General features: G+C 71.3%; 26 protein-coding genes and 1 pseudogene. 15 read left to right on the forward strand and 12 right to left on the reverse strand.

Annotated elements, in window-relative coordinates; translation table 11 throughout:
* Positions 1-77: 77 nt before the first annotated feature.
* The 3 genes and pseudogenes from ACZ7GJ_RS31540 to ACZ7GJ_RS31550 form a co-directional block, all read left to right on the forward strand.
* A pseudogene (locus ACZ7GJ_RS31540) lies at positions 78-872 on the forward strand (FAD-dependent oxidoreductase); the annotation flags it as partial.
* Between the two features lie 185 nt (positions 873-1,057).
* Positions 1,058-1,321 carry a hypothetical protein gene (locus ACZ7GJ_RS31545; RefSeq protein WP_470756399.1) on the forward strand — a complete coding sequence of 88 codons (264 nt, stop codon included), beginning with the start codon at positions 1,058-1,060 and terminating at the stop codon, positions 1,319-1,321.
* Positions 1,322-1,393: 72 nt separating this feature from the next.
* Positions 1,394-1,879 carry a DUF6328 family protein gene (locus ACZ7GJ_RS31550; RefSeq protein ID WP_470756401.1) on the forward strand — a complete coding sequence of 162 codons (486 nt, stop codon included), beginning with the start codon at positions 1,394-1,396 and terminating at the stop codon, positions 1,877-1,879.
* Between the two features lie 23 nt (positions 1,880-1,902).
* Here the strand turns inward: ACZ7GJ_RS31550 and ACZ7GJ_RS31555 are convergent, their stop codons facing one another.
* From ACZ7GJ_RS31555 to ACZ7GJ_RS31570, 4 genes are all read right to left on the reverse strand, one after another.
* Entirely contained in the window at positions 1,903-2,271 is a 369-nt protein-coding gene (locus tag ACZ7GJ_RS31555; protein ID WP_470756403.1) for an STAS domain-containing protein, read from the reverse strand.
* A gap of 346 nt (positions 2,272-2,617) precedes the next feature.
* Positions 2,618-3,328 (reverse strand): hypothetical protein, encoded by a 711-nt coding sequence (locus ACZ7GJ_RS31560; RefSeq protein WP_470756405.1) that lies wholly within the window; start codon positions 3,326-3,328, stop codon positions 2,618-2,620.
* Between the two features lie 224 nt (positions 3,329-3,552).
* Positions 3,553-4,125, reverse strand: coding sequence for a GNAT family N-acetyltransferase (locus ACZ7GJ_RS31565; RefSeq protein WP_470756407.1), 573 nt, complete (start codon positions 4,123-4,125; stop codon positions 3,553-3,555).
* On the reverse strand, positions 4,122-4,826 hold the full coding sequence (locus ACZ7GJ_RS31570; protein WP_470756408.1) for a 2-phosphosulfolactate phosphatase: 705 nt from the start codon (positions 4,824-4,826) through the stop codon (positions 4,122-4,124). The genes ACZ7GJ_RS31565 and ACZ7GJ_RS31570 overlap by 4 nt, the downstream gene beginning before the upstream one ends.
* A 187-nt stretch (positions 4,827-5,013) precedes the next feature.
* On the opposite strand from ACZ7GJ_RS31570, the gene ACZ7GJ_RS31575 reads away from it, so the two are divergent.
* From ACZ7GJ_RS31575 to ACZ7GJ_RS31600, 6 genes are all read left to right on the forward strand, one after another.
* Positions 5,014-6,498, forward strand: a complete 1,485-nt coding sequence (locus ACZ7GJ_RS31575; protein ID WP_470756410.1) for an aldehyde dehydrogenase family protein — start codon at positions 5,014-5,016, stop codon at positions 6,496-6,498.
* Between the two features lie 15 nt (positions 6,499-6,513).
* A complete protein-coding gene (locus tag ACZ7GJ_RS31580; protein WP_470756412.1) occupies positions 6,514-8,085 on the forward strand; it encodes a GMC family oxidoreductase in 1,572 nt (523 codons plus the stop codon).
* Complete coding sequence (locus ACZ7GJ_RS31585; protein ID WP_470756414.1) at positions 8,082-9,182, forward strand: quaternary amine ABC transporter ATP-binding protein; 1,101 nt, start codon at positions 8,082-8,084, stop codon at positions 9,180-9,182. Before ACZ7GJ_RS31580 ends, ACZ7GJ_RS31585 begins: the two co-directional genes overlap by 4 nt.
* A gap of 52 nt (positions 9,183-9,234) precedes the next feature.
* Positions 9,235-11,298, forward strand: coding sequence for an ABC transporter permease (locus ACZ7GJ_RS31590; RefSeq protein ID WP_470756416.1), 2,064 nt, complete (start codon positions 9,235-9,237; stop codon positions 11,296-11,298).
* A gap of 109 nt (positions 11,299-11,407) precedes the next feature.
* A complete protein-coding gene (locus ACZ7GJ_RS31595; RefSeq protein ID WP_470756509.1) occupies positions 11,408-12,289 on the forward strand; it encodes an ABC transporter substrate-binding protein in 882 nt (293 codons plus the stop codon).
* Between the two features lie 120 nt (positions 12,290-12,409).
* Positions 12,410-13,285, forward strand: coding sequence for a hypothetical protein (locus tag ACZ7GJ_RS31600; RefSeq protein ID WP_470756418.1), 876 nt, complete (start codon positions 12,410-12,412; stop codon positions 13,283-13,285).
* Positions 13,286-13,297: 12 nt separating this feature from the next.
* Here ACZ7GJ_RS31600 and ACZ7GJ_RS31605 read toward each other — a convergent pair whose 3' ends face one another.
* Both ACZ7GJ_RS31605 and ACZ7GJ_RS31610 read right to left on the reverse strand, forming a co-directional pair.
* Positions 13,298-14,410: a sensor histidine kinase gene (locus ACZ7GJ_RS31605; protein ID WP_470756420.1), complete on the reverse strand. Its 1,113-nt coding sequence runs from the start codon at positions 14,408-14,410 to the stop codon at positions 13,298-13,300.
* On the reverse strand, positions 14,403-15,095 hold the full coding sequence (locus ACZ7GJ_RS31610) for a response regulator transcription factor (RefSeq protein WP_470756422.1): 693 nt from the start codon (positions 15,093-15,095) through the stop codon (positions 14,403-14,405). Before ACZ7GJ_RS31610 ends, ACZ7GJ_RS31605 begins: the two co-directional genes overlap by 8 nt.
* A gap of 221 nt (positions 15,096-15,316) precedes the next feature.
* Here ACZ7GJ_RS31610 and ACZ7GJ_RS31615 point away from each other — a divergent pair, with 221 nt between their 5' ends.
* Positions 15,317-16,243, forward strand: coding sequence for an endonuclease/exonuclease/phosphatase family protein (locus ACZ7GJ_RS31615; protein WP_470756511.1), 927 nt, complete (start codon positions 15,317-15,319; stop codon positions 16,241-16,243).
* A gap of 31 nt (positions 16,244-16,274) precedes the next feature.
* Here ACZ7GJ_RS31615 and ACZ7GJ_RS31620 read toward each other — a convergent pair whose 3' ends face one another.
* Positions 16,275-17,249: a helix-turn-helix transcriptional regulator gene (locus ACZ7GJ_RS31620; RefSeq protein ID WP_470756424.1), complete on the reverse strand. Its 975-nt coding sequence runs from the start codon at positions 17,247-17,249 to the stop codon at positions 16,275-16,277.
* Between the two features lie 109 nt (positions 17,250-17,358).
* Here ACZ7GJ_RS31620 and ACZ7GJ_RS31625 point away from each other — a divergent pair, with 109 nt between their 5' ends.
* Positions 17,359-17,754, forward strand: a complete 396-nt coding sequence (locus ACZ7GJ_RS31625) for a RidA family protein (protein WP_470756513.1) — start codon at positions 17,359-17,361, stop codon at positions 17,752-17,754.
* A gap of 36 nt (positions 17,755-17,790) precedes the next feature.
* Here ACZ7GJ_RS31625 and ACZ7GJ_RS31630 read toward each other — a convergent pair whose 3' ends face one another.
* The 4 genes from ACZ7GJ_RS31630 to ACZ7GJ_RS31645 form a co-directional block, all read right to left on the reverse strand.
* Entirely contained in the window at positions 17,791-18,489 is a 699-nt protein-coding gene (locus tag ACZ7GJ_RS31630; RefSeq protein ID WP_470756426.1) for a hypothetical protein, read from the reverse strand.
* Positions 18,490-18,598: 109 nt separating this feature from the next.
* Positions 18,599-18,970, reverse strand: a complete 372-nt coding sequence (locus ACZ7GJ_RS31635) for a hypothetical protein (protein WP_470756428.1) — start codon at positions 18,968-18,970, stop codon at positions 18,599-18,601.
* Positions 18,971-19,185: 215 nt separating this feature from the next.
* Positions 19,186-19,440 carry a hypothetical protein gene (locus ACZ7GJ_RS31640; RefSeq protein ID WP_470756430.1) on the reverse strand — a complete coding sequence of 85 codons (255 nt, stop codon included), beginning with the start codon at positions 19,438-19,440 and terminating at the stop codon, positions 19,186-19,188.
* Positions 19,441-19,567: 127 nt separating this feature from the next.
* Entirely contained in the window at positions 19,568-20,407 is an 840-nt protein-coding gene (locus ACZ7GJ_RS31645; RefSeq protein ID WP_470756432.1) for a helix-turn-helix transcriptional regulator, read from the reverse strand.
* Positions 20,408-20,546: 139 nt separating this feature from the next.
* On the opposite strand from ACZ7GJ_RS31645, the gene ACZ7GJ_RS31650 reads away from it, so the two are divergent.
* From ACZ7GJ_RS31650 to ACZ7GJ_RS31660, 3 genes are all read left to right on the forward strand, one after another.
* Positions 20,547-21,326 carry an NAD(P)H-dependent oxidoreductase gene (locus tag ACZ7GJ_RS31650; RefSeq protein WP_470756434.1) on the forward strand — a complete coding sequence of 260 codons (780 nt, stop codon included), beginning with the start codon at positions 20,547-20,549 and terminating at the stop codon, positions 21,324-21,326.
* Positions 21,327-21,445: 119 nt separating this feature from the next.
* Complete coding sequence (locus ACZ7GJ_RS31655) at positions 21,446-21,982, forward strand: hypothetical protein (RefSeq protein ID WP_470756436.1); 537 nt, start codon at positions 21,446-21,448, stop codon at positions 21,980-21,982.
* A gap of 102 nt (positions 21,983-22,084) precedes the next feature.
* A complete protein-coding gene (locus ACZ7GJ_RS31660) occupies positions 22,085-22,261 on the forward strand; it encodes a multicopper oxidase domain-containing protein (RefSeq protein WP_470756438.1) in 177 nt (58 codons plus the stop codon).
* 14 nt (positions 22,262-22,275) lie between these two features.
* Here ACZ7GJ_RS31660 and ACZ7GJ_RS31665 read toward each other — a convergent pair whose 3' ends face one another.
* Positions 22,276-22,854, reverse strand: coding sequence for a hypothetical protein (locus tag ACZ7GJ_RS31665; protein WP_470756440.1), 579 nt, complete (start codon positions 22,852-22,854; stop codon positions 22,276-22,278).
* Between the two features lie 225 nt (positions 22,855-23,079).
* Here ACZ7GJ_RS31665 and ACZ7GJ_RS31670 point away from each other — a divergent pair, with 225 nt between their 5' ends.
* Positions 23,080-24,384 (forward strand): cytochrome P450 family protein, encoded by a 1,305-nt coding sequence (locus tag ACZ7GJ_RS31670; RefSeq protein WP_470756442.1) that lies wholly within the window; start codon positions 23,080-23,082, stop codon positions 24,382-24,384.
* The last annotated feature ends 21 nt before the right edge of the window (positions 24,385-24,405 follow it).

Genomic DNA, 24,405 nt, shown 5'->3' on the forward strand with positions numbered 1-24,405 from the left:
TTCTGCACGCTCACGACACGCGCCTACGACCCGCGCACGGGCACGCGCAGCGCGGTCCGGCTTCGTAGCCTGACGTGATGCGTCAGCACGATCTTGTCGTCATCGGTGCGGGATCCGGCAACGCCGTCATCGACGATTCCTTCGCCGATCTCGACGTGGCCATCGTCGAGGAGAAGTGGTTCGGCGGAACCTGCCTGAACTCGGGCTGCATCCCGAGCAAGATGTTGGCCTACACCGCCCAGGTGGCCCGCACGGTCACCGCGGCCGGCACCTACGACGTGGACGCGGAGCTGCGCGCGGTGCGCTGGCGGGCCATGCGCGACCGGGTTTTCGGGCGCGTGGACGCTGAGCGGGACGAGGGCCGCCGGGGCCGCCGGGAGTCGGACTCCGTCACCGTGTACGAGGGCAGGGCGCGCTTCACCGGCCCGCGGGAGCTACGGATCGACCTCGCGGACGGCGCCGTCGACATCAGCGCCCGGCAGATCGTCATCGCCGCGGGCGGGCGCCCCTCGGTGCCCCCGCCCGTGGCGGACTCCTCACTGCCGTACGAGACGTCCGACACCGTCATGCGGATCGACGCGCCACCCCGCCGGCTGGCCGTCCTCGGCGGCGGCTACATCGCGGCCGAGCTGGCGGAGGTGTTCGACGCGGCCGGCAGTTCCGTCGTCATCGTCGAGAAGGAGCAGCGCCTGCTCGGCCCCCAGGACGAGGCGGTCGCCGAACGGTTCACCGAACTGGCCCGTACCCGCTACGACCTCAGGCTCGGCCGGGAGGTCACGGCCGTCGCAGGCCGTGCGGGCGCGATCCGGCTGACCCTCGACGACGCTTCGACCGTCGAGGCGGACATGCTGCTGGTCGCCGTGGGCCGCGTGCCCAACAGCGACCGGCTCGACCTCGGCGTCGCGGGTGTGGCCACCCACGACGACGGCCGCACCAACGCACCACGGCGGAAGGGGTCTTCGCCCTCGGTGACATCTGCACACCGGTACCGCTCAAGCACGTCGCCTCGATCGGCGCCACCGAGCAGGACTGCCGGGACCGAGGGCTGGATCCGCTGGTGGGCGAGGCCCGCTACGAGGACGTCGCCCACGGCTGGGCGATGGAGGACACCACCGGCTTCTGCAAGGTGCTCGCCGAACGCGGCACCGGCCGCCTGCTCGGTGCCCACCTCATGGGCCCGCAGGCGGCCACCCTCATCCAGCCCCTCGTCCTGGCGATGACCCTGGGCATCGACGCGTCCACCCTCGCCAGGTCCCCGTACTGGATCCACCCGGCGCCCACCGAGCTCGTCGAGAAGGCCCTGCTCGACCTGGGCCTGTGACGCGACGGCGCACGGCATGGGGTGGCCGTCCCGGGGTAGGCGCAGCCGTACACGACGTTCCAAGGAGGCGTCATGCCTGGTGACAGCACGGCCGGACGTGACGAGACCGTGGAGGAACGCGCGGACCGGCAGTGGCAGGAACTCATCCAGGAGATCCGCGTCGCCCAGACCGGCGTCCAGATCCTCTTCGGCTTCCTGCTCACGGTCGTCTTCACGCCGATCTTCCACGGGCTCGAACAGGCGGACAAGACGATCTACATCGTGACCGTGGTGCTGGGCTCTCTCGCGACGGGCGCGCTCATCGGTCCGGTTGCCTTCCACCGCATCGTCTCGGGCCGTCGGATCAAGCCCAAGGCGGTCACGTGGGCCGCGCGACTCACCTTCACGGGGCTCCTGCTGCTGTTGGCCACCTGTACCGCGGCCCTCTTCCTCGTGCTGCGGGTGGCGACCCACAACGCTCTCGCGCCGTGGCTCGTAGGAGGCGTACTGGCCTGGTACCTGCTGTGCTGGTTCGCACTGCCCCTGTGGGCGCGCATCCGGTACACGGCCGAGAGGTGACCTCGGAGGTGACCTCTACGCCGCTACGCCCCACCGCCACCGTCATCCGCCAGTGCGGTCATCACGTCCGTGTGGGTCCGGAAGAGCCGGTCGGCACCCGTGATGTGGAACATCCGGGCAACCGGCTGGTGCAGGCCGACCAGCTCCAGGCTGCCGCCGGCCGCCTGGACCGCGAGCCGGCCGTGCAACAGCAGGTTCAAGCCCGTGGAGTCGCAGAAATCCAGGCGGCTCAGGTCGACCAGCAGCCGCCCGCCGTCCCGCCACGCGGCATCGAACATCTGCTGGAAGGGTGCGGCGGTGTCGTGGTCGAGTTCCCCCGACATGACCATGACCGTGGCACCGGAAAGGGGGAGCGCCTCAAGGGTGAAACGTTCTCCCTTGGTCATGGGCATCACGCACACACCCTTCCATGCCTGGATTCCGCGGGTCTTCCGCGCATACCCGGTCGTCGGCCGTCCAAGCGCACGGCCGACGCCGTTTCAGGCACGTTCGGCGGGGCAGGCGCCGTGCGCGGCGTACGTCACGCATCACGCCGCGCACGGCCAGGAAATCAGAGGTGAACGGCATGGACTGGACCACCGAACCGCAACCCGAGGGCCCCGGACCCGTCCCGAGCAACCCGGATCCCGTGCCTCGGGAGCCCGAACCCGCACCTCCCGGCCCCAAGCCCCGCGACCCCCGACCGGCGCCCGACCAGCCGTCGCCCGTCGAACGGCCGCCGGTGCCGGAACCCCCCGACTAGGTCAGGGCGTAGCCGAGCGGGCCTTCGGTCTGCTGGCCCTCGCAGTCCGCCTGGTTGGACTCGAAGTGCTCCCCGTTGGCCCGCACCAGGCAGCGGTAGACCGGAATACTGCCCCGGTCGGCGGGCGGCGAGCTGGGGATCCAGCCGAGGCGGGTCACGTACTTGCGGCCCTCGCAGTTGACGTCCGTCGAGGTGAAGGTGTCGGTGTTCACCTTGCACATGTACAGCGGGTGCGTACCGGCTGCCGGGAACTGGTACAGCTGACCGACGCTGCCCTCGTGCCGGTAGCTGTCCGGAACGTTCCACGGACTGCTCATGTGGTCGTTCGAGGACAGGTAGCGGCCGAGGCTGAACGTCGAGCCGGTCGGGGTCGGCTCCCCGGTGCAGTGGATCTCCAGGAGCACCTGCACGTAGCCGTTCGGGAAGCTGCTGACCACGGTCGGACCCTTGCTGACCCGGCATTGCGCCGGGGCGAACCCCCGCTGCCCGGCCAGGCCGTAGGCGTTCTCGCGCGCCGCGCGTTCAGCGATGTTGTACGGGCCTCCGCCGCCCCCGGTGAAGTACAGGTCGACCGGGCCGACCGCGGCCGAGGCCGCCGGCGCGGGCAGGGGCTGGACGGTGGGCGAGGCGGAGGCAGGGGTGGTGACGGCCAACGCGATGGCACCTGTGATGCCGAGCGACGTGGCGAAACGGCGTATCAGACTCATGACGAGCCCTTCCGGGTACGTAGGGGAGGTAGCCGCGGGCACGCGGGCCCGGCCTGCCGCGGCCCCTCCGATCAACCGCGAACGGGCCATGCCTATCAGAGGGCCGAATCGACGCGAGGGGGAACGCACCGCGGGTGACCGGATAGCGCTCAGGAATGTCTCGCTCCCGGACACATCGTCATACGTCGGCCACCGGGGGGTGATGGCCGGACAACGGCCGCTTTTCAGCGCAGGTCGAGCCGCATCAGGACCCGGGGATGGCCGGCCAGTACCGAGGTGGTGTCCGCGGCGTGGGTGAAGCCGGCACGCTCGAAGTTCTTCCGGATCCCGGCGTACGCCATCGTCAGGTCGACCTTGGCGTCCCCGCTGTCGAGGGGGTACGCCTCGATCACCGGCGCGCCGTGGGAGCGGGCGAACTCGACCGCACCGGCGATCAGGGCGTGGGAGATGCCCTTCTTGCGATGCCCGGGGCGGACGCGGATGCACCACAGTGACCACACCGGCAGGTCGTCGACGTGCGGGATCTTACGGCTGTGCGCGAAGGCGGTGTCCGAGCGCGGCGCCACGGCGGCCCAGCCGACCGGCTCGTCGCCGTCGTAGGCGAGCACCCCCAAAGGGGGACCGGTACGGCACAGCTCGGCGACGTACTCGCCCCGCGCCGGCCCGCGGAGCTCGTTGTTGAGCTTGGACGGGATCCGGTAGCTCAGGCACCAGCAGACGTTGGCCCCGGCCGACTTCGGGCCGAGCAGGGTACGGACGTCCTCGAAGTCCGAAGCGGGGCGCACTGCAATGGTCATGGCAACACGATGTCATGACGCGGCACGGCGCACGGGCGCAGGACCATGAGCGAGTCTTCGAGGCTCGCGGCCATGGCGAAGGGGAACCGGTCGAGTTCGAGGCAGAGCGCGACGTCATCAGGGTGGACCCCTTGGCGCACCCCCGTCGCCAACTCGGCGGCGGCGCGCGACCCGGCAGCGCGGCGGAGGTACTCGGCAGGGTCCGTCTCGGCCTCGGCCTCGGTGACCCTTCGGCCGATGTACTGGGCGCAGGCCAGATCCTCGTCGGCCCGCCCGTCCTCGCCGGTGACCACGAACGTGACGCCGTCACTCCTGCGCGCCCGCACGACCCGGGCCGTCGCCTCCGCCACGACGAAGCTTGCGCACAGCACCAGCGACGCCTCCTTGACCGCAAGGGCGCCGACCGTCCCCGCCGTGGTCTTCTGCACGACGGTCCGTCCGCGAAGGTCGAGGGACCGCAGCATGCCGGGCGAGTTGACCATGTCGAACCCTGGCGCCGGGGGACCGTCCTTGAGTGCAGTCCAGCCCGGGTGGCGGGCCTTGAGCGCCAGGGCCTCGTCCAGCGACTCGGCCAGAACGATCTTCTCCGCACCTTGGCCGAAGGCCCAGGCGGCGACGGTGAAAGCACGCATCACGTCGATCACGACCGCCACGGACGGGGCTTCGGCCAGCTCTGCGATGCCAAGGATGCGAGTGTCCATTCCGATCATGATCGTGCATGCCCGACCCGAAGGACGAGGGTGATGCGCGTCATATCGACGCCGAAGGGGAGTGACTCCCGTCACTTCCAGTGACGGATGGGACATAGCTCCCACGAACGGGGGCAGGCGGCCACGAGCACCACCACTGCGGGTGAGCCGCAGTGCGGAATCGGAGGTACAGCGAGTCGTGTCCGACCAGACGACCATCCACATCGCCGGAACCTGGCGTTCCGCGATATCAGGAGCCACCCGAGAGGTCCTCGACCCGGCGGACGCCACGGTCCTCGCCGTCGTCGCCGAGGGTGGCATCGCAGACGTGGACGCGGCCGTCGGCGCCGCCCGCGCGGCCTTCGACGGCGGAGAGTGGCCCCGGACCCCGGTCCTGGAGCGGGCGGCGCTGCTGCGCCGCACCGCCGACCTGCTCCACCGCGACCGCGAACGCCTCGGGCTGCTGGAGAGCCGCGACGCGGGCAAGACCCTGAAGGAGGGCTGCGTGGACGTCGACTGCGTCGCCGACGCCTTCCGCTACTTCGCCGACCTCGTCGCCGGCGAGAGCGCGGGCCGCGTGGTCGACGCCGGCACCCCCGACGTCCACAGCGTCGTCGTCCACGAGCCCGTCGGGGTCTGCGCCCTGATCACCCCGTGGAACTACCCGCTCCTGCAGGCCTCCTGGAAGATCGCCCCCGCACTCGCCGCGGGCAACACCTTCGTGCTCAAGCCCAGCGAGATCACCCCGCTGTCCACGGTGGCCCTGATCGGCCTGCTCGCGGAAGCCGGACTGCCGGCCGGCGTCGCGAACCTGGTCACCGGCCCCGGCGACCCCGTCGGCGCCCGCCTCGCCGCCCACCCCGGCGTCGACCTCGTCTCCTTCACCGGCGGTCTCACCAGCGGTACGAAGGTGATGCGCGCGGCCGCCGACTCCGTCAAGAAGGTCGCCCTCGAACTCGGCGGCAAGAACCCCAACGTGGTCTTCGCCGACGCCTGTGCCACCGAGGAAGGCTTCGACACCGCCGTTGACCAGGCCCTCAACGCCGCCTTCATGCACAGCGGCCAGGTCTGCTCCGCCGGCTCCCGGCTCATCGTCGAGGAGAGCGTCGCCGAGCGCTTCGTCGCCGAACTCGCCCGCCGGGCCGACCGGATCCGCCTCGGCCGCGGCACCGACCCGGACGTGGAGTGCGGACCGATGGTGTCCGGCGCCCAGCGCGACCGCACCGAGGAGTACGTGGCCTCCGCCCTCGCCGAAGGAGCCGTACTGCGCTCCGGCGGCAAGCGGCCCGACGGGCCCGGCTACTTCTACCGGCCGACCGTGCTGGACCGCTGCCACCGCGGGATGCGCGTCGTACGGGAGGAGGTCTTCGGGCCGGTCCTGACCGTCGAGACCTTCCGTACCGAGGCCGAGGCCGTGGCGCTCGCCAACGACACCGAGTTCGGCCTCGCCGGCGCGGTGTGGACCTCCGACCCGGGGCGCGGCCGCCGCGTGGCGGGCCGGCTGCGCCACGGCACCGTCTGGATCAACGACTTCCACCCCTACCTCCCGCAGGCCGAGTGGGGCGGTTTCGGCAAGTCCGGCACCGGGCGCGAACTGGGCCCGTCGGGACTGGCCGAGTACCGCGAGACCAAGCACGTGTACCAGAACCTCGCCCCGCGCCCCGTGCGCTGGTTCGCGGGCTGAAGGAGCAGCAGAGCCATGACCACCCCCACACATACCCCCACACCCACCCCTGCGCCCCCGAGCCAGGAGTACGACTACGTCGTCGTCGGCGGCGGCACCGCCGGCTCGGTGATCGCCTCCCGCCTGACCGAGGACCCGGACGTCACCGTCGCCGTCATCGAGGGCGGTCCCAGCGACGTCGACCGCCCCGAGGTGCTCACCCTGCGCCGCTGGATGGGCCTGCTCGGCGGCGAACTCGACTACGACTACCCCACCACCGAGCAGCCCCGGGGCAACTCGCACATCCGCCACAGCCGCGCCCGCGTCCTCGGCGGGTGCTCCTCGCACAACACCCTGATCGCCTTCAAGCCGCTCCCCTCGGACTGGGACGAGTGGGAGCGGTCGGGAGCCGAGGGCTGGCACGCGGCCGCCATGGACCCGTACTTCGACAGGCTCCTCAACAACATCGTCCCGGTGGCCGAGAAGGACCGCAACGCCATCGCGCGGGACTTCGTCGACTCCGCGCAGAGCGCCCTGGGCGTCCCGCGCGTCGAGGGCTTCAACCGCAAGCCCTTCCACGAGGGCGCCGGTTTCTTCGACCTCGCCTACCACCCCGAGGACAACAAGCGTTCCTCCGCGTCGGTGGCCTACCTCCACCCCGTCATGGACGAACGCCCCAACCTCCGGATCCTCCTGGAGACCTGGGCCTGCCGCCTCGAACTCGACGGCACCCGGGCGCGCGGAGTCCACGTACGCGCCGCGGACGGCACGCAGTCCCTGGTCACCGCGCGCCGCGAGGTGCTGGTCTGCGCCGGCGCCGTGGACACCCCGCGGCTGCTGCTGCACTCGGGCATCGGCCCGCGCGCGGACCTGGAGGCCCTCGGCATCCCGCCGGTCCACGACCTGCCCGGCGTGGGGGAGAACCTGTTGGACCACCCCGAGTCGGTGATCGTCTGGGAGACCGACGGCCCGATACCGGAGAACTCCGCGATGGACAGCGACGCGGGGCTGTTCGTCCGGCGCGACCCCGACTCCGCGGGACCCGACCTGATGTTCCACTTCTACCAGGTCCCCTTCACCGACAACCCCGAGCGCATCGGCTACGAGCGCCCCGCGCACGGGGTTTCGATGACCCCCAACATCCCCAAGCCGCGCAGCCGCGGCCGCCTCTACCTCACCAGCGCGGACCCCGAGGTGAAACCGGCCCTGGACTTCCGCTACTTCACGGACCCGGACGACTACGACGGCCGGACCCTGGTGGACGGCATCAAGCTGGCCCGGAAGATCGCCGCGACCGAGCCGCTCGCCGGCTGGCTGGGGCGCGAGGTGTGCCCCGGCCCGGAGATCACCGGCGACGAGGAGCTGAGCGCGTACGCCCGCTCCGTCGCGCACACCGTCTACCACCCGGCCGGTACCTGCCGGATGGGCGCCGCCGACGATCCCGGGGCCGTCGTCGGCCCGGACCTGAAGATCCGCGGGCTCGAAGGCATCCGCATCGCGGACGCCTCCGTCTTCCCGACGATGCCCGCGGTCAACCCGATGATCGGAGTGCTCATGGTCGGCGAAAAAGCAGCCGAGCTGCTGTCCCGGGAAGGCGGTACCCGGTGAACAGCACCGTGAACACCACCCCTGACGGGTCCACCGGCCCCGCCGCGCCCCCCGTCTTCGCCGTGGACGGCCTGTGGAAGGTCTTCGGGCCGCAGAAGGCGGCCGCGCAGGTCCCCGGCTCCGCCGAAGCCGACCTGTCCGCCACCGAACTGCGCGAGCGCACCGGCTGCACCGCGGCCGTCCGGGACGTCACCTTCGACGTCCGCAAGGGCGAGGTCTTCGTCGTGATGGGCCTCTCCGGCTCCGGCAAGTCCACCCTCGTACGCTGCCTCACCCGGCTCATCGAGCCCACCGCCGGAAGCCTCGCCATCGACGGCGAGGACGTCCTGGCCATGGACACCACCCGGCTGCGCGCCCTGCGCCGCCACCGCGCCGCCATGGTCTTCCAGCACTTCGGCCTGCTCCCGCACCGCACCGTCCTCGACAACGTGGCGTACGGACTGGAGATCCAGGGCGTCGGACGCGGCGACCGCCGGAACAAGGCTGCCGAGCTCGTCGCCAAAGTCGGCCTCGAAGGACTGGAGGACCGGCGCCCCGGCCAGCTCTCGGGCGGCCAGCAGCAGCGCGTCGGCCTGGCCCGCGCCCTCGCCGCGGACCCGGAAGTACTCCTGTTCGACGAGCCGTTCAGCGCGCTCGACCCCCTCATCCGGCGCGAGATGCAGGAGGAGGTCGCCCGGCTCCACCACGAAGAGGGCCGCACCATGGTCTTCATCACCCACGACCTCGCCGAGGCCCTGCGCCTGGGCGACCGGATCGCGCTGATGCGCGACGGCCGCATCGTGCAACTCGGCACGCCCGAGGAGATCGTCGGCTCGCCCGCCGACGACTACGTACGGGCCTTCGTCCGCGACGTCCCCCGCGAGCAGGTGCTCACCGTTCGCACCGCGATGCGCCCCGCCACTGCCGGCGAGGCCGAACAAGGACCCGCACTGGGCCCCGCCACCACCGTGGTCGAGGCCATCCAGGCCGTCGCCCTCAGCGGCGGCCCGGCCCGCGTGGTCGACCGCGGCCGCTGCCTGGGCGTCGTGGACGACGCGGGGCTGCTCGCCGTCGTGGCCGGACTCCCGCCCACCGACGGACGGGAGGTGGCGGCATGACCTGCCCTGCCCGTCCCGCGGCCACCGCCCCCGGCGCCCGGAGGTGGTGCGCATGACCGCGATCCCGACCCGCACCCCGGCCGACACCGGCGCCGCCGCCCCTTCGGAAGCCCCGCAGTCCTCCGAACGGGCGGCAGGCCCGCGTACTTCCCGCGCCGCGGCCGCCCCGCAGGACCGTCCCCGCAGACCCTGGGCCCGCCCGGCCGTGCGCCGCGGAGTCCTCGTCCCGATGGGCGTCGCCGTCGCCCTGCTGGTCCCGCTCGCCCTGGCCTTCCCGGGCTCGGGCAGCTGGCCCGCGGCCCTGACCGTCGACCTCTCCGGCCCGCTCGGCCGCGCCGGCGACTGGATCATCGACCACCGCGACAGCCACCCGCTGTTCCTCTACTTCTTCGGCCACGTCAGCAACGCCGTCGTGGTGTCCGTACGCGCCGTGTACGTGATCCTGCTCGCCGCCGGCTGGACCGGGGTCACCGCCCTGGCCGCGCTGGTCGCCTGGCGCCTCGCCGGCATCCGGCTCGCCCTCACCTGCGCCGCCGCCTTCGCCGTCTGCGGACTGCTCGGCATGTGGGTGCCGACCATGCAGACCCTCGCGCTGATGGTCGTGGCCGTCGCCGCCTCCGTCGTACTCGGCGCCCTGCTGGGCCTCGCCGCGGGGCTCTCCCCGCGCGCCGGCCGCGCCCTGCGCCCCGTACTCGACACCATGCAGATCCTGCCGGCCTTCGCGTACCTGCTGCCGATGGTGCTCGTCTTCGGCATCGGCGTGCCCGCCGCCGTCCTCGCCACCGTGGTCTACGCCGCCCCGCCCATGGCCCGCCTCACCGCCCTCGGCCTGCGCGAGGCCGACGCGGGCGTCATGGAGGCCGCCGCCTCGCTGGGCGCCACCGGACGCCAGCGGCTGCTGACCGCCCGCCTCCCGCTCGCACGCCGACAACTCCTGCTCGGCGTCAACCAGGCCATCATGACGGGCCTGTCCATGGCCGTCATCGCCTCCGTGATCGGCGCGGGCGGCCTCGGCGACCGCGTCTACCAGGCCCTCGCCTCCGTGGACGTCGGCGCCGCCCTGGCCGCCGGCATCCCGATCGTCCTGCTCGCCGTAGTACTGGACCGCACCGCCGACGCCGCCGGCCGCCGGATCGGCGCCGCCCCCGTACCCACCCGCGAACAGCACTTGCTGCGCCAGGTGTTCTCGGGCTGGTACGGCCGCCTGCTCACCGTCCTCGCGGCCGTTGCCGTAGCGGTCGCCGGCCGCATGGCGGGCACCACGCTGTGGCCCGAGTCCTGGACCGTCCCCCTGGCCGATCCGGTGAACTCGGCCGTCGCCTGGATGACCGATCACCTCTACTCCGGCGTACCCGTCGTCGGCGGCACCGCCGACTGGGCCGCCCGCTTCACCGGCTGGATACTGGACCCGCTGCGCGACGGGCTCCAGGCCGCTCCCTGGTGGCTGCTCCTGCTGGCGGTCTGCGCGCTCGCCCTGCTCACGGGCACCTGGCGCACCGCGCTGACCGCCGTCCTCGCCCTGGGCGCCGTCGGGGTACTGGGCGTGTGGGAAGCCTCCCTGGACACGCTCTCCCAGGTCCTGGCCGCCGTGGCGGTCACGCTCGTACTGGGCTTCGCCATCGCCGTGGGCGCCGCCCGCAGCGCCCGCGCCGAACGACTGCTCCGGCCCGTCCTCGACGTGTGCCAGACGCTGCCGCAGTTCGTCTACCTCATCCCCGTGGTCGCCCTGTTCGGCGTCGGTCGCGCACCGGCCGCCGCGGCCGCCGTGGTGTACGCGCTCCCGGCCGTCGTCCGGATCACCGTCCAGGGCCTGCGCGAGGTGGACCCGACCGTCGTGGAATCCGCCCGCTCGCTCGGCGCCACCCGGATGCAGCTACTGCGACAGATCCAACTTCCCCTGGCCCGGCCCGCGTTGCTGCTGGCCGTCAACCAGGCCGTGGTACTGGTCCTCGCCGTCGTCATCATCGGCGGCCTGGTCGGCGGCGGCGCGCTCGGCTACGACGTCGTCCTCGGCCTCGCGCAGGGCGACCTGGCCACCGGCCTGGTGGCCGGAGCCGCGATCGTCTGCCTCGGCCTGCTCCTCGACCGCCTCACCCAGCCCGCGAAGGAGGCATGACATGCGCGACGCACAACGCAGGGGCCGCGGCCTCCGACACAGGAGCGGCGCGGCCGTCCTCGCCGCCGCGACCGGACTCGCCGTCCTCACCGGCTGCGGGGCCGCCGACATGACCCGCCAGTCCTCCCCGTACGCCGCCGCACAGGGGGCGCGGACCGTCACCCTCTCCGTCCAGTCGTGGGTCGGGGCCCAGGCGAACACCGCCGTCGCCTCCTACCTCCTCGAACACGAGCTGGGCTACCGGGTGGACACCGTCCAGGTCGACGAGGTCCCCGCCTGGGACGCCCTCAGCCAGGGCCGTGTCGACGCGATCCTGGAGGACTGGGGCCACCCCGAGCAGGAGAAGCGGTACGTGGAGGGCAAGAAGACCATCACCCCCGGCGGGGATCTGGGTGTGACGGGCCACATCGGCTGGTTCGTTCCCACCTACTTCGCCGAGGCCCATCCCGACGTCACCGACTGGAAGAACCTCGACAAGTACGCCGACCAGCTGCGCACGCCCGAGAGCCGCGGCAAGGGCCAGCTCATGGACGGCTCCCCGTCCTACGTCACGAACGACAAGGCACTGGTGGAGAACCTGGACCTGGACTTCGAAGTGGTCTTCGCCGGCTCCGAGGCGGCGCAGATCACCCAGATCAAGCAGTTCGCCAAGGAGCACAAGCCCTTCCTGACGTACTGGTACGAACCGCAGTGGCTCTTCGAACGCGTCCCGATGACCGAGGTGAAGCTCCCCGAGTACACCGAGGGCTGCGCGGACGATCCGCAGAAGGTGGCCTGCGCCTACCCGCGCACCCCGTTGCAGAAGTACCTGAACACGCGCTTCGCTGAGTCGGGCGGAGCGGCGGCCGACTTCCTGAAGAAGTTCCACTGGACCCAGGCGCAGCAGAACGAGGTGTCCCTGATGATCGCCGAGGAGAAGCTGTCTCCGCAGCAGGCGGCGAAGAAGTGGGTGGAGCGCAACGAGAGCGTCTGGAAGCCCTGGGTGGGGTGAGCGCCGGACCAGGCGTGCACGAAGAATGAATTGAACACGTTCAGCCCGGCTGGCAGAATGGATCCACGTCGCCGGCCGGGCGGACGGGTTCATTTCGCCGTGCCACGAGGGGGGTTGACCGTGCACCAGAAACGGTCGTACGGCCGGATGCTGCTGGTCTCGACGCTGGTGGGCTGCCTGGAGGTGGCGCTCACCGTCGTGGTGATCCTCCTGTACGTCCGGACGCAGCCGCCACCGGACAGCCGCATCGACCACACCACCCTGGTGGCGTCCCTGTTCTCCCTCGGCACGATCGTCGCGGTGATCGCGGTCGTGCTGTCCCTGGTCTTCGTGCTGCCTGCCGTGGCGCTCGCCGACCTGCTCGGCCGCCGGATCGGCGGCCGTGAGGCGTGGTGGTGGGTGCCGCTGACGGTGGCGGTCCTGGTGGCGCCGCCGATCTGGGCCTTCGCCGCGTACAACGACGTGGAGACGCAGTCCGTGCTCGTCTTCTGGGCGGTGGCCACGGCATCGCTCACGCTGGGCGGCGTGGTTGCCCGGTCCCGGCGCCCGGGGCTGGTCCGGCAAGTGGCCCTGTGGGGCGCGGTGGTGGTGGCGGGAACCGGCCTCCTCGGCGCCCTCGGGTTCGAGGCCCGCCTGCCTCCCCGGTACGAGCCGCCGAGGATCGGTCCGGCGACCATGCCCGGTACGTGGGTCGACCACACGAGCGGAGACCTGGTCTTCACCTCGGACGGCCGCGTCACGGCCTCCGGCGTAGGCGACCCCGGCCCCGACGACCGCGCCGACGGCGTGATGCGGCGCTGCTCGGGCTCCGGCACCTGGTCGTACGAGCCCGGGCGGGATGCCTGGACCCAGAAGGTCCGCATCGATGTCCCGGGGTGTTCCTGGACGGCGTGGAACATCGGCGGCACCGACGCGACGCCCCGGCTCTACCAGCACATCGGTCACCCCGATTCCGGGGACAAGTACCAGCTGCGGAAGGCCGCCGACGGCTCCTGAGGCAGGAGGGTCTTACCGGTGGGCGTGCGGCGCCGCCGCGGGCAGCTCCACGGTGATCCGCAGCCCGCCCCCGGAGCGCGGGGTGAGGGTGAGTGTTCCGGCGTGTGCACGGGTGATGGTCTGGACGATCGCCAGGCCGAGGCCGACTCCGGCGTGATCGGTGTGGACGCGCTCGGTGCCGCGCTGGAAGGGTTCGGTGAGCGTCGCGGCCAGCTCCGGGGTGACCTGCTCGCCGGTGTTCTCGACGGTGAGCACCACGCTCCGGGGACGGACGGCGGTCTTGACCCATACGGCGCCCTGTTCGGGCAGGTTGTGGACGATCGCGTTGTGCACGAGGTTCGTGGTCAGCTGCAGCAGGAGCGCGGGCGATCCGAACGTGGGGGTGATGTCGCCGCTGGTCTCGATGGTGACGCCGCGCCGGTCCGCGAGGGGGAGGAGCGTTTCGGTGGCCTCCTCCGCCAGGAGGGACAGGTCGACGGGTTCTCGGGTGAAGGACCGCTGGTCGGCGCGGCTGAGCAGGAGCAGCGCCTCGGTGAGGTCGATGGCCCGGGTGTTGACGGAGTGAAGGCGTGCGAGGAGTTCACCGGTGTCGCGGTTCGGATCGGTGCGGGCCAGGTCGAGGAGCGCCTTCGAGATCGCGAGCGGGGTGCGCAGTTCGTGAGAGGCGTTGGCTGCGAATCTCTGCTGTTCGGCGACGTGCGCTTCGAGCCGTTCGAGCATCGCGTCGAAGGCGTCGGCCAGTTCGCGGAACTCGTCCTTGCGGCCCGGCAGCCGGATCCGGTGGGAGAGCGATCCGTGCGTGGCCATGCGCGTGGCTTCCGTGATGCGGGTCAGCGGGGCGAGCATGCGGCCCGCGAGGAGCCACCCTCCCAGGAGACCGAAGGCCAGCAGGAACGCCAGTACCGCGGCCGCCCTCGGGGCGAAGACGTCCAGGAGGGCGGACCGGACGGGAAAGACCCCGTTCGTGGGCTTGTCCTCGGGGTTGATGAGCATCGCACGGTCGGGGACGTAGCGCAGGAGGAACACCCACACCGCCGCGAGCAGCAGGACGCCGGCCAGCATGAGGAATCCGGCGTAGCTGAGGGTGAGTCTGAGGCGAACGCTCAACCCGGGCGCCCTATCCACGCCCGTCTCCTCCATCTCCCTGGCCTCCCTCGTCGATGCGGTAGCCGACGCCGGCCACGGTGGCGATGATCCAGGGTTCGCCGAGCCGCTTGCGCAAGGCCGAGACGGTGATGCGTACGGCGTTGGTGAACGGGTCGGCGTTCTCGTCCCAGGCGCGTTCCAGGAGCTCCTCGGCGCTGACCACACCGCCTTCGGCATCGACGAGGACTTCGAGCACGGCGAACTGCTTCCTGGTCAGCGCGATGAAGCGGCCGTCCCGGTAGACCTCGCGGCGGAACGGATCCACCCGCAGCCCCGCGATCTCCCGTACGGGCGGTCTGCTGCGGGCGCGCCTGCGGTCGAGTGCTCTGAGCCTGAGCACGAGTTCTCGGAGCTCGAAGGGTTTCGTGAGGTAGTCGTCGGCGCCGAGTGCGAACCCGGACGCCTTGTCGTCGAGACGGTCGGCCGCGGTGAGCATGAGGATCGGCATGCCGCTGCCGGAGGCGACGATGCGCTGGGCGATCTCGTCACCGGACGGTCCGGGAACGTCGCGGTCGAGGACGGCGATGTCGTAGGCGTTGCTGCTCAGCAGGTCCAGAGCGGTGTCGCCGTCACCCGCGATGTCGGCCGCGATGGCTTCCAGGCGCAGGCCGTCGCGGATGGCTTCCGCCATGAAGGGTTCGTCCTCGACGATCAGCACACGCATGTACGGATGCTACGAGTCGGCACATATCGCCGGCGTATCGAAAACCCCATACGTGCCGGCAACACGGCGCCGCCTTGACTGGCGGCATGTATCGAAACCCGCCATCCGTACGAACGGGCATCCGCCCGGCGATCCGCTCCACCATCCGCTCCACCATCCGCTCCACCATCCGCGCTGCCTCCCGGCCGGGGCCCTGGAAGCGCGGCCGGGTGCTCACCGCGATGGCGCTGCTGCTCGGCCTGCTCATGCTGGCGCACGCCGGGATCACGGACCGCGCGGGCCTCGGCAGCCTGGTGGAGACCTTCCTGCCCTGGTTCGGCCTGCTCGTCCCGGTGCTCCTCGCCGCGGCCCTCCGGCGCCGCTCCGCCTCCGCGGTGGTCGCCCTGCTCCTGCCGGCCGTGGTGTGGCTGAACCTCTTCGGCGGGCTGCTCGGGGACAAGTCCCGCCCGGGCAGCGGCCTCACCCTGGTCAGCCACAACGTCGACGCCGACAACCCCGACCCGGCCGGCACCGCCCGCGACCTGGCCGCCTCCGGGGCGGACGTACTGGCGCTGGAGGAGATCACCCCGCAGGCGAAGCCGCTGTACGAGGAGGGCCTGGAGAAGGCGTACCCGCACCACACGGTGCAGGGCACGGTCGGGCTGTGGAGCAAGCTGCCGCTGTCGGACACCCGGCCGGTCGACATCAAGATGGACTACGGGCCGCTGGCCGACACCAAGCCGGCCGACGTCAAGATGGCCTACAACCGGGCGCTGCGCACCACGGTGGCCACGGAGCAGGGGCCGCTGGCGGTGTACGTGGCCCACCTGGGGTCCGTACGCGTGCTTCCCCGGACCGGGTTCTGGACGGGCAGCCGGGACCGCGGCGCGAAGGCGCTCGCCGAGGCCCTCGCCGCCGAGCGGAACGAGCGGGTGGTGCTGCTCGGCGACCTGAACGGCACGACGGGCGACCGCGCGTTCGACGACATCACCTCGCGGCTGCGTTCGGCCCAGGAGGCGGTGGGGGACGGCTTCGGCTTCAGCTGGCCGGCGAGGTTCCCGGTGGCGCGGATCGATCAGATCCTGGTGCGCGGGGTGGAGCCGGAGAGCTCGTGGGTGCTGCCGGCCACCGGCAGCGACCACTTGCCGGTGGCGGCCGCGATCAGCTGAACGGGCGGCTGGACGAGTGGGCCCGTCCCTCTCAGGGAGCGTCTTCGTAGCGGGCGGCGAGCGCGGCGGCGCGGTCGCGCAGGCAGGTGCGCAACGACTGCGGGGTCAGGGCTTCCGCGTCCGTACCGAGCTGCCACAGCGCCCATTCGGCGTGCCGGAAGTCCTGGAAGGTCACCTCCAGGCGCAGCCGGCCGTCTGCCTCGGGTTCCTCCGCGCGGACGGCCAGGACGGTGTCCAGCAGTTCCTCCCGCCGCGCCGGGTCCACCCGTAGCAGTACGGTGACGTGGTCGCCGCCGGAGAGGAACCGGGCGGAGCGGTCCCGCCAGATCCGGTCCAGGTCGACCTGGTTCGGCCGCTGCGCCGCTTCGGGGAGTTCCTCGGCGGCCAGCACCCGCGACAGCCGGTACGTGCGGTCCGCGCCGGCTCTCGTGGCCAGCAAGTAGGCCCGGTCGCGCACGGTGACCAGGCCGATCGGGTCCACCGTGCGCCACTGCGGTGCCTGGCCCGTGGCGGCGTAGTGGATCCGCAGCTGGTGTCCGGCGAGCACCGCGCGCCTGACCTCGACCATGGTGGAGCGGGGTACCTCCTCGGTGGCCGTCCGCCGGGAGAGCAGGTCGGTCTCCGGGTCGACGAGAAATCGCTGCACCGCGTCGCTCGCGGAAGCCCGGTGGCTCTCGGGCAGCGCGTCGACCACCTTCCGCATGGCCGAAGCGAGCGCCGAGCCGAGGCCGAACACCTGCTCTCCGCGCCCCGATCCGGCGGTCAGCAGGGCGAGGGCCTCGTCATGGTTCAGCCCGGTGAGCTCGGTACGGAAACCGGGCGAGAGCACGAAACCGCCGTGCCTGCCGCGTTCGGCGTAGACCGGGACGCCGGCCGCGGACAGCGCCTCGATGTCGCGCAGCACGGTGCGGGTGGACACCTCCAGCTCGCGGGCCAGCGTGTCCGCCGTCATCCGGCCGCGCTGACGCAGCAGGAGCACCAGTGAGACCAGCCGGTCGGCGCGCATCCGAGAACTTTATCGGAATACATGACAGAGGGTGTCGTGATGCCTTGCGAGGCTCGTCCACGTACGAACTCCCCATGAACCGAATGAATCGAATGGAGCTGACGTGGCAATGGAACGAACCGCGGTCAACCCGGTGACGTGGTCGCAGGAACTCGGCTTCAACCAGGGTGAGGTCGTCTCCGGACACACCCGGACCCTGTACATCTCGGGGCAGACCGCGATGAGCGGCGACGGCAAGCCCGAGCATGACGGCGACATGGCGGCGCAGTTGGCGCTGAGCGCCGACAACCTGGAAGCCGTGCTCGGCGGGGCCGGCATGTCCCTCGCGAACCTCGTCCGGCTCAATGTCTACACGACCGACGTCGATCTGCTCTTCCAGCACTACGGCGTGCTGGCGGCGCGGCTGGGCGCCGCCGGGGTGGCGCCGACCTCCACGCTGCTCGGTGTGGTGCGGCTGGCGATCCCCGGGCAGATGGTGGAGCTGGAGGGGACGGCCGTCGCGTGAGTGCGGCGTAGGGCGTGCCCCTCGCCGTGGCGATGGTCAGGGGCCCTCCGCACCCTCACGGGGGTCGGTGGCGGTGATCCGTTCGAGGAAGCGCCGCACCTGGTCCTCGACGGGTTCCCGCGCGGACACCGGCATCGTGTACCAGCGGAACGATCCGCCTCCGCCGGAGCGGTCGGTCGTGAAGGGCATGAACACTTCGGCGGACTCGCCCCGTTCCCGAACACGGATGCCGTGCGGGAACGGCCGGCAGTCCCACCGCTCGTACCAGTCGCAGGCGGCGACCCCGTGGGCCAACAGGCGGGCGGCGGTGTCCACGGGCTCCTCCCAGCTGTGGTCAGCCTGGACCCGGACCAGTTCGGCGTCGTACTGCGCGGCGTCGAACCGGACCTCGGGTGGGACCGGGACCCGGTTGTCGTCGGTGTTCTCCCAGCCCGTCCACGCGACGCGATCCCCGTGGCGCTGGATGGTGACGAACACTCCTCCGCAGCAACCGGTGTCGCAGTCGTTGTTCGACAGCTCGACGCGGCGAGGTTCCTCGACGGCCCACAGCGGCCAGGTCTCCGGTGAGCCGAACCACTTCTCGTGATAGCAACTCGAATCACCGTCCGGGTGGATCTCCTCCAAGACGTCCCGGCCGTCGATCAACGGACGTACGCCCGCCCCCTTCATGAAGGCCTTCGGATGCGGAAGGACGGGGCGAAGGGCAAGCACGCTCACCGGCGCGAAGTGATCCATGCCGCCCATTATCGGACATCGCGAGCGTGCAAGGGGCTGGGTCGAAACAGCGCGGCTAGGGGGTGTCTGACGGATGTCCGCGACGCCACGGACACCCGTCAGGCACCCCCTAGACCCATCCCTCGTCGAGGTGGATCGTCCAGGTGTCTCCCACGGCTTTGTTCAGTGGGACCAATGCCGCGACGTCCGCGATGGCTGCTGGTGCGTCGGACAGTCGCAACGGGGAGGCCGGGACGCCGTTGCGGGTGTAGGTCGGCAGCTCGCCGTCACAGCCGAAGGCGTGGAGCGTCGGGGGACCAGGGCCGAACCATGCGGGGCGGTGAGCCTGCGCCCACATCGCTGCGGCGTCAACGCGGTCCACGTGCGCCAGCAGGTGCTCCGGGGCGGGCCCGCAGCTGAACTGCACGAGGAAGCCCTCTGTGTCGACGGCCCACCAGTCCCACGTGACTCCAGGTCGAGGGTGCCGCAGGATCGTCGCCATGCCGCCACCATACGAGGCGACGCGACGGCAGCTCGACGGTTAGGGGGTGTCTGACGGATGTCCGCGGCGTCGCGGCGTCCGGTGCGTGCTCTCGCCGCACCGGCCGGAAGCCCGAGTACGGCCAGTGCGCGGGCTTCCGTTCGGTACGCCGAGAGCACGCACCGGACGCCGCTCCTTCCCCACGGACACCCGCCAGACACCCCCTAGGCGCAAGCTCAGCTGTCAGGGGTGGGCAGCCTGCGGAGTTCGAGGAGGGCCACCGAGATCTTCACCGCGGTCGAGATCGTGAGGGCCTGGAGGAAGGGCATGCCCATGAGCCACAGGGCCACCATCATGACCGTGAGCACCAGGAATGCCGGTAGCAGATTGGTCCGCCGGATCACCGTCCGCAGGTGACCGGCGCGGTTGCGGCGCTGATCCTCCGCGCCGAACGGGCGCGCGGCGGTGTCTTCCTCCTCGGCCTGCGGCATCGGCTGCTGCCCTTCTCTCGTGTCCGTCTCCGGTTACGAGTCTTGGGCGCGCCCCGGGGGACTGCCAGTGCTGGCGGACGTCCCGCCGCCGTCCGAGGTACAGGTTCACCTCACCGCCAGACACCCCCTAGTCGTGGACCTGAGTGTTCACCGCGGGCTGCGGGTCCGCGCCCAGGCATGCGAGGAGACGCAGCCCGTCCTCGGTGGGGCTGCCGGGGGCCGCGGACAGGACCAGTAGCTCCATGCCCGATTCGTCGGGCAGCGCGAAGTTCTCCTGGTGCAGTTCCAGCAGTCCGACCAGCGGGTGCCGGTACGCCTTGCGTCCATGCGTGCGGGCGCGTACCTCCGCGCGGGCCCAGAGGCGGCGGAAGCGCTCGCTGCCCATCGCCAGCTCGCCGATGAGGGAGGCCAGGCGCGGGTCGTCGGGGTACGTGCCGGCGGCCAGGCGCAGGTGCCCGACCACGTCGAGGGAGCAGGTCTCCCAGTCCTCGTAGAGGCCGCGCTCGGCCTCCTCCAGGAAGAGGTGCCGGGCGATGTTCAGGCCGGGTATCGGCCGGCCGAAGAGGAGCCCGGCGAGGCGGTTCCCGGCGAGCACGTCCAGGCGGTGGTCCATGATCAGCGCGGGTGCCCCGGCGACCAGGTCGAGGACGCGCAACAGCTCCGGCCGGACCCTCCCGCCCGGCGCCTTCGCGGGGCGGCGGCGCTGCTGGGTGAGGCGGCAGAGGTGCCCGCGTTCGGTCTCGTCGAGGCCGAGGACGCGGGCGAGCGCGTCGAGGACCTGCTCGGAGGGCTGGGTCGCGCGGCCCTGCTCCAGGCGTACGTAGTAGTCGACGCTGACTCCGGACAGGTGCGCGACCTCCTCGCGGCGCAGCCCTTCGACACGGCGACGGCTGTCGGTGGGGATGCCGACGGCCGCCGGGTCGACCCGGGCGCGCCGGGTCCGCAGGAAGCCCGCAAGATCGTCCATGCCTCCCAGTATGGCCTCGGTCGCGCCCGCGAAGGTGGCCCTGCCAGTACCAGGAAGCCGCGTCCGACGGAAGGGGCGCCCCTGAACACCGGGCGCCGCAGCCCCCAGGATCGAAGGCATCCGATCCGAAGGAGTTCCCGTGAAGACGCTGATCGTCCACGCCCACCCCGAGCCCAAGTCGCTCAACGGCTCGCTGAAGGACCTCGCGGTGTCCACCTTGGAGAAGGCCGGGCACGAGGTACGGGTGAGCGACCTCTACGCGATGGACTGGAAGGCGGTGGTGGACGCCGCGGACTACGGCCCCGACGCGTCGAGTCCGCTGAAGGTCGTCCTGGACTCGGGCCGGGCCTTCGACGCCGGGACGCTCACCCCGGACGTCCTCGCCGAGCAGGAGAAGCTGCTGTGGGCGGACACGATCATCTTCCAGTTCCCGCTGTGGTGGTACACGATGCCCGCGATCCTCAAGGGCTGGGTGGACCGGGTGTTCACGTACCGCTTCGCGTACGGCGTGGGCGAGCACAGCGCCACCCAGTACGGCGAGCGCTTCGGCGAAGGCACCCTCGCGGGCAGGAGGGCCCTGCTGTCGGTGACCGTCGGCGGCCCGGAGTCGCACTACGCCGCTCGCGGGATCAACGGCCCCATCGAGGACCTGCTGTTCCCGTTCCAGCACGGCATCCTCTACTTCCCGGGCATCGACGTGCTGCCGCCGTTCGTCACGTACGGCGCCGACCGGATGGCCGGCGAGGACTACCCGGCCGTCGCCAAGGCCTGGGAACAGCGCCTGCTCACCCTGGAGTCGACCGAGCCGATCGCGTACCGGCGGCAGAACTTCGGTGACTACGAGATTCCTTCGCTGCACCTGAAGGAGGGACTGGAGCCCGCGGGCCGCACGGGCTTCGGGCTGCACGTACGCGGCTGACCGCCGGGCGGGGGACAGGGAGCGCGGAGCCTTCATCGGGATTCGCCGGACCCGGCCCGGGCGGCAGCCGTAGCGTAGTGACAAGCGTTGCCGCGCGTCCTGTCACCCGGGAGGATCCTGTGCCATCGTCCTACGACCCTCAGTACGCACCGGCCGGCGATGTGGGCGCCGCGCTCATGGTGATCGACTCCCGACTCAAGTCGATCTACGACGGCAGCACCGATTCCGGCCCCGAACAGCGGCTGCTGATGGAGCAGTTCATCGCGTCCCTGGGCCCTGAGGGAGTCGATGACCTGCTCGACGGCACCTGCACGCTCATCTACATGTTCATGACGTGGCTGCGCAAGACGCACGAGGACCACGACAAGGACGTCATCGAGTACGTGGTGCCCAACCTCGTGGCCACGATGTGCACGATGTCCAGGAGCGTGCGGCCCGAGGCCATCCCGACCATGGCCGGGATGGTCATCGCGGCGGCCACCGGTCTGAGCCCCAGCCTGTGGCGCCAGCAGTACGGGCAGTGGACCGAGGGGGAGATGAACGCCCTGGAGGCCACCGCCCTCCTGCTCGCCGAGCACATCAACCGGATGACGGGCGACCGCGACTCCGCCACTCGCCTGATCAGTACGGCTCTGTCCAGCGCGGAACGGGACTGAAACCGGCGCCCGCGGCCCTGAACCGTGTCGGGGGCGGTATCGGGGTCGGCCCCGGGTCGGTCCCCGATGTGGGGCGCGGGCGCCCTCCGTAGCGTCATGGACATGCCGAAGATTGGGAGCTTCGACGGTCCCGCGGACCCGGACACCCCGTACATGTACCACTGCCACCTGCTGTACCACGAGGACAAGGGCATGATGGGCCAGTTCACGGTCGTCGACCCCGGCCAGCCGGCGGCCGCGCCGAAGCCACCGCCCGTGTCCGGCTCGCACCAGCACTAGGGTCGGCGGCCCCCTCAGGGGGACGGGGGCGAAGCAGGCTTCGGCCGGGTCGTACCGGGAAGGCAGGTGACCGCCGGGTTGTACGTCGCGTACGTCCCCGAGGGGTTCTTCTTCCAGAGCCACAGGTGCAGGGCGTAGTGGACGGGCTGCCCGGGGAAGTTGCCGCGGTGCGGGCCCGTGAAGGACCTGCCGAGCAGCGTCGGGCGGTCATCGTCCGTCCCCGTGTCCTGGTCGCGGTCGTAGACGACCCACTGGACGCCGAGGAGGCGTTTGCCCCCGTGCCCGTCGTCCTCGTAGTAGAGGGCGGCGGGCTTCGCCGGGTCGACGGAGTTGTCGTACGCGTGGTTGAAGTGCGGGTAGCCGAGAGCGCCCGACCCCGCCCGGTCCACGACGCAGTACTTGTCCGGGACGTAGCCCGCCCTCACCGCGACGGCATGCCGCTGGAAAGGGGCGGTCGCGCGGTAGACGATCGCGCGCTGGGCGCTCGCCCTGCCGCTGTCGATGCCGGCAGGGGACGCGGAGGCCGGGGCGGCGGCGGCCGCGAAGGCGAAGGCGGCGGCCGTTACGAGGGCCGGGGCGGGACTGCGGACCATGCGCGGACTCCTCGGTGAAGGGCTCGTAGCGAGCAGGATGTCCCCGGCCCGCCGGCCCCGCCACACGGCCGGACCGGACGGCTGACCCGCTGCCTCGAAGGAACCAAGGACCGTTTCGCGGGCGGTCCGCGCGGGGAACCGGTGTGTCCAGTCACAGGACCAGTCGACGGGACCGGTCCACGCGACCGGTCCACAGGACACCGATGCCACGAAGGGACGCGGAACATGGCGCAGGAGAACGCGGCACCGAACAGCGGCCAGGCGCTGCAGGACCTCGTGTCGGCCGTGTCCAGGGGCGCGCCGGAATTCCGCGCATGCCCGTACCCGGCCTACGCCGCCCTGCGCGAGCAGGCGCCGGTGTGCCGCCTGACGCCTCCGCACGGGGTCGACACCTACCTCATCACCCGCTACGTCGACGCCCGCGACGCCCTGTCGGACCGGCGCTTCAGCAAGAACATGCGCGGGGCCATGGACACCTACCACGCGGTGTTCGGCAGCTTCTTCGACGCACTGGACGACAACGTCCTCTTCGCGGACCCGCCGCGCCACACGCGGCTGCGCCGCGTGCTCAGGAGCGCCTTCACCCCCCGCCGGGTGGAGGACATGCGCGCGCGGATCACGGAGATCACCGAGGGTCTCCTGAAGGAATGCCGCAAGAGCAACGCGGTCGACCTGATGTCCTCCCTGGCGTTCCCGCTTCCCGTCGCGGTCCTCTGTGAGCTGCTGGGGATCGAGGAAGCCGACCGTCCCGAGATCCTGGAGCAGTTCGGGGTGGTGACGCGGTCCAGGTTCGACCCCAAGCTGAAGGCGGAGCTGAAGGCGGCCGAGGAGTGGCTGCAGAAGCGCCTGGGGCAGATGGTCTCCCACATGCGGGCCAACCCGTCGGACTGCTTCCTCAGCGACCTGATCACCGCGGAGGAAGGCCTCGACGACGCGGATATGGTCGCGTCGATGTGGGTCCTGTTCTTCGCCGGCCACAAGACCACTGCGTTCCAGATCGGAAACTCCGTCCTCGACCTCCTCCTCAACCCCGACCAGCTGGAGAAGCTCCGCAGAGATCCGTCGCTGATCCCCGGCGCGGTCGAGGAACTCGTACGGTTCGACGGATCGGTCGAGACCTCGACGTTCCGGTACGCCGCCGAGGAGGCCGAGATCCGGGGAACCGTGATCCCCAAGGGCGCCCTCGTCCAGATCGCCATCTCCTCGGCGAACCGCGACCACGAGAAGTTCGAGTCCGCCGACGTCCTGGACGTGACCCGCGAAGGGATCCAGGGGACGCACCTGGGCTTCGGGCACGGTACGCACTACTGCCTGGGTGCCCCGCTGGCACGGCTCGAACTCGAGATCGCGCTCGGCTGCCTGCTCCGGGAGTTCCCCGAGATGGAGCTGGCCGACGAGGAGGAGAGCGGGGCAGCCTGGCTCAAGGGCCCCGTCGCGGCGTTCCGGGGGCTGGAGCGGCTCCATGTCGTCCTGGAGCCGTCGCGGCCGATCGAGGACCTCGCCATGACGCCGACGGTTGCCGTCAAGTAACCGAACCGATTAACCGAACCG

This window comes from Streptomyces sp. NPDC037242 (assembly GCF_055604165.1).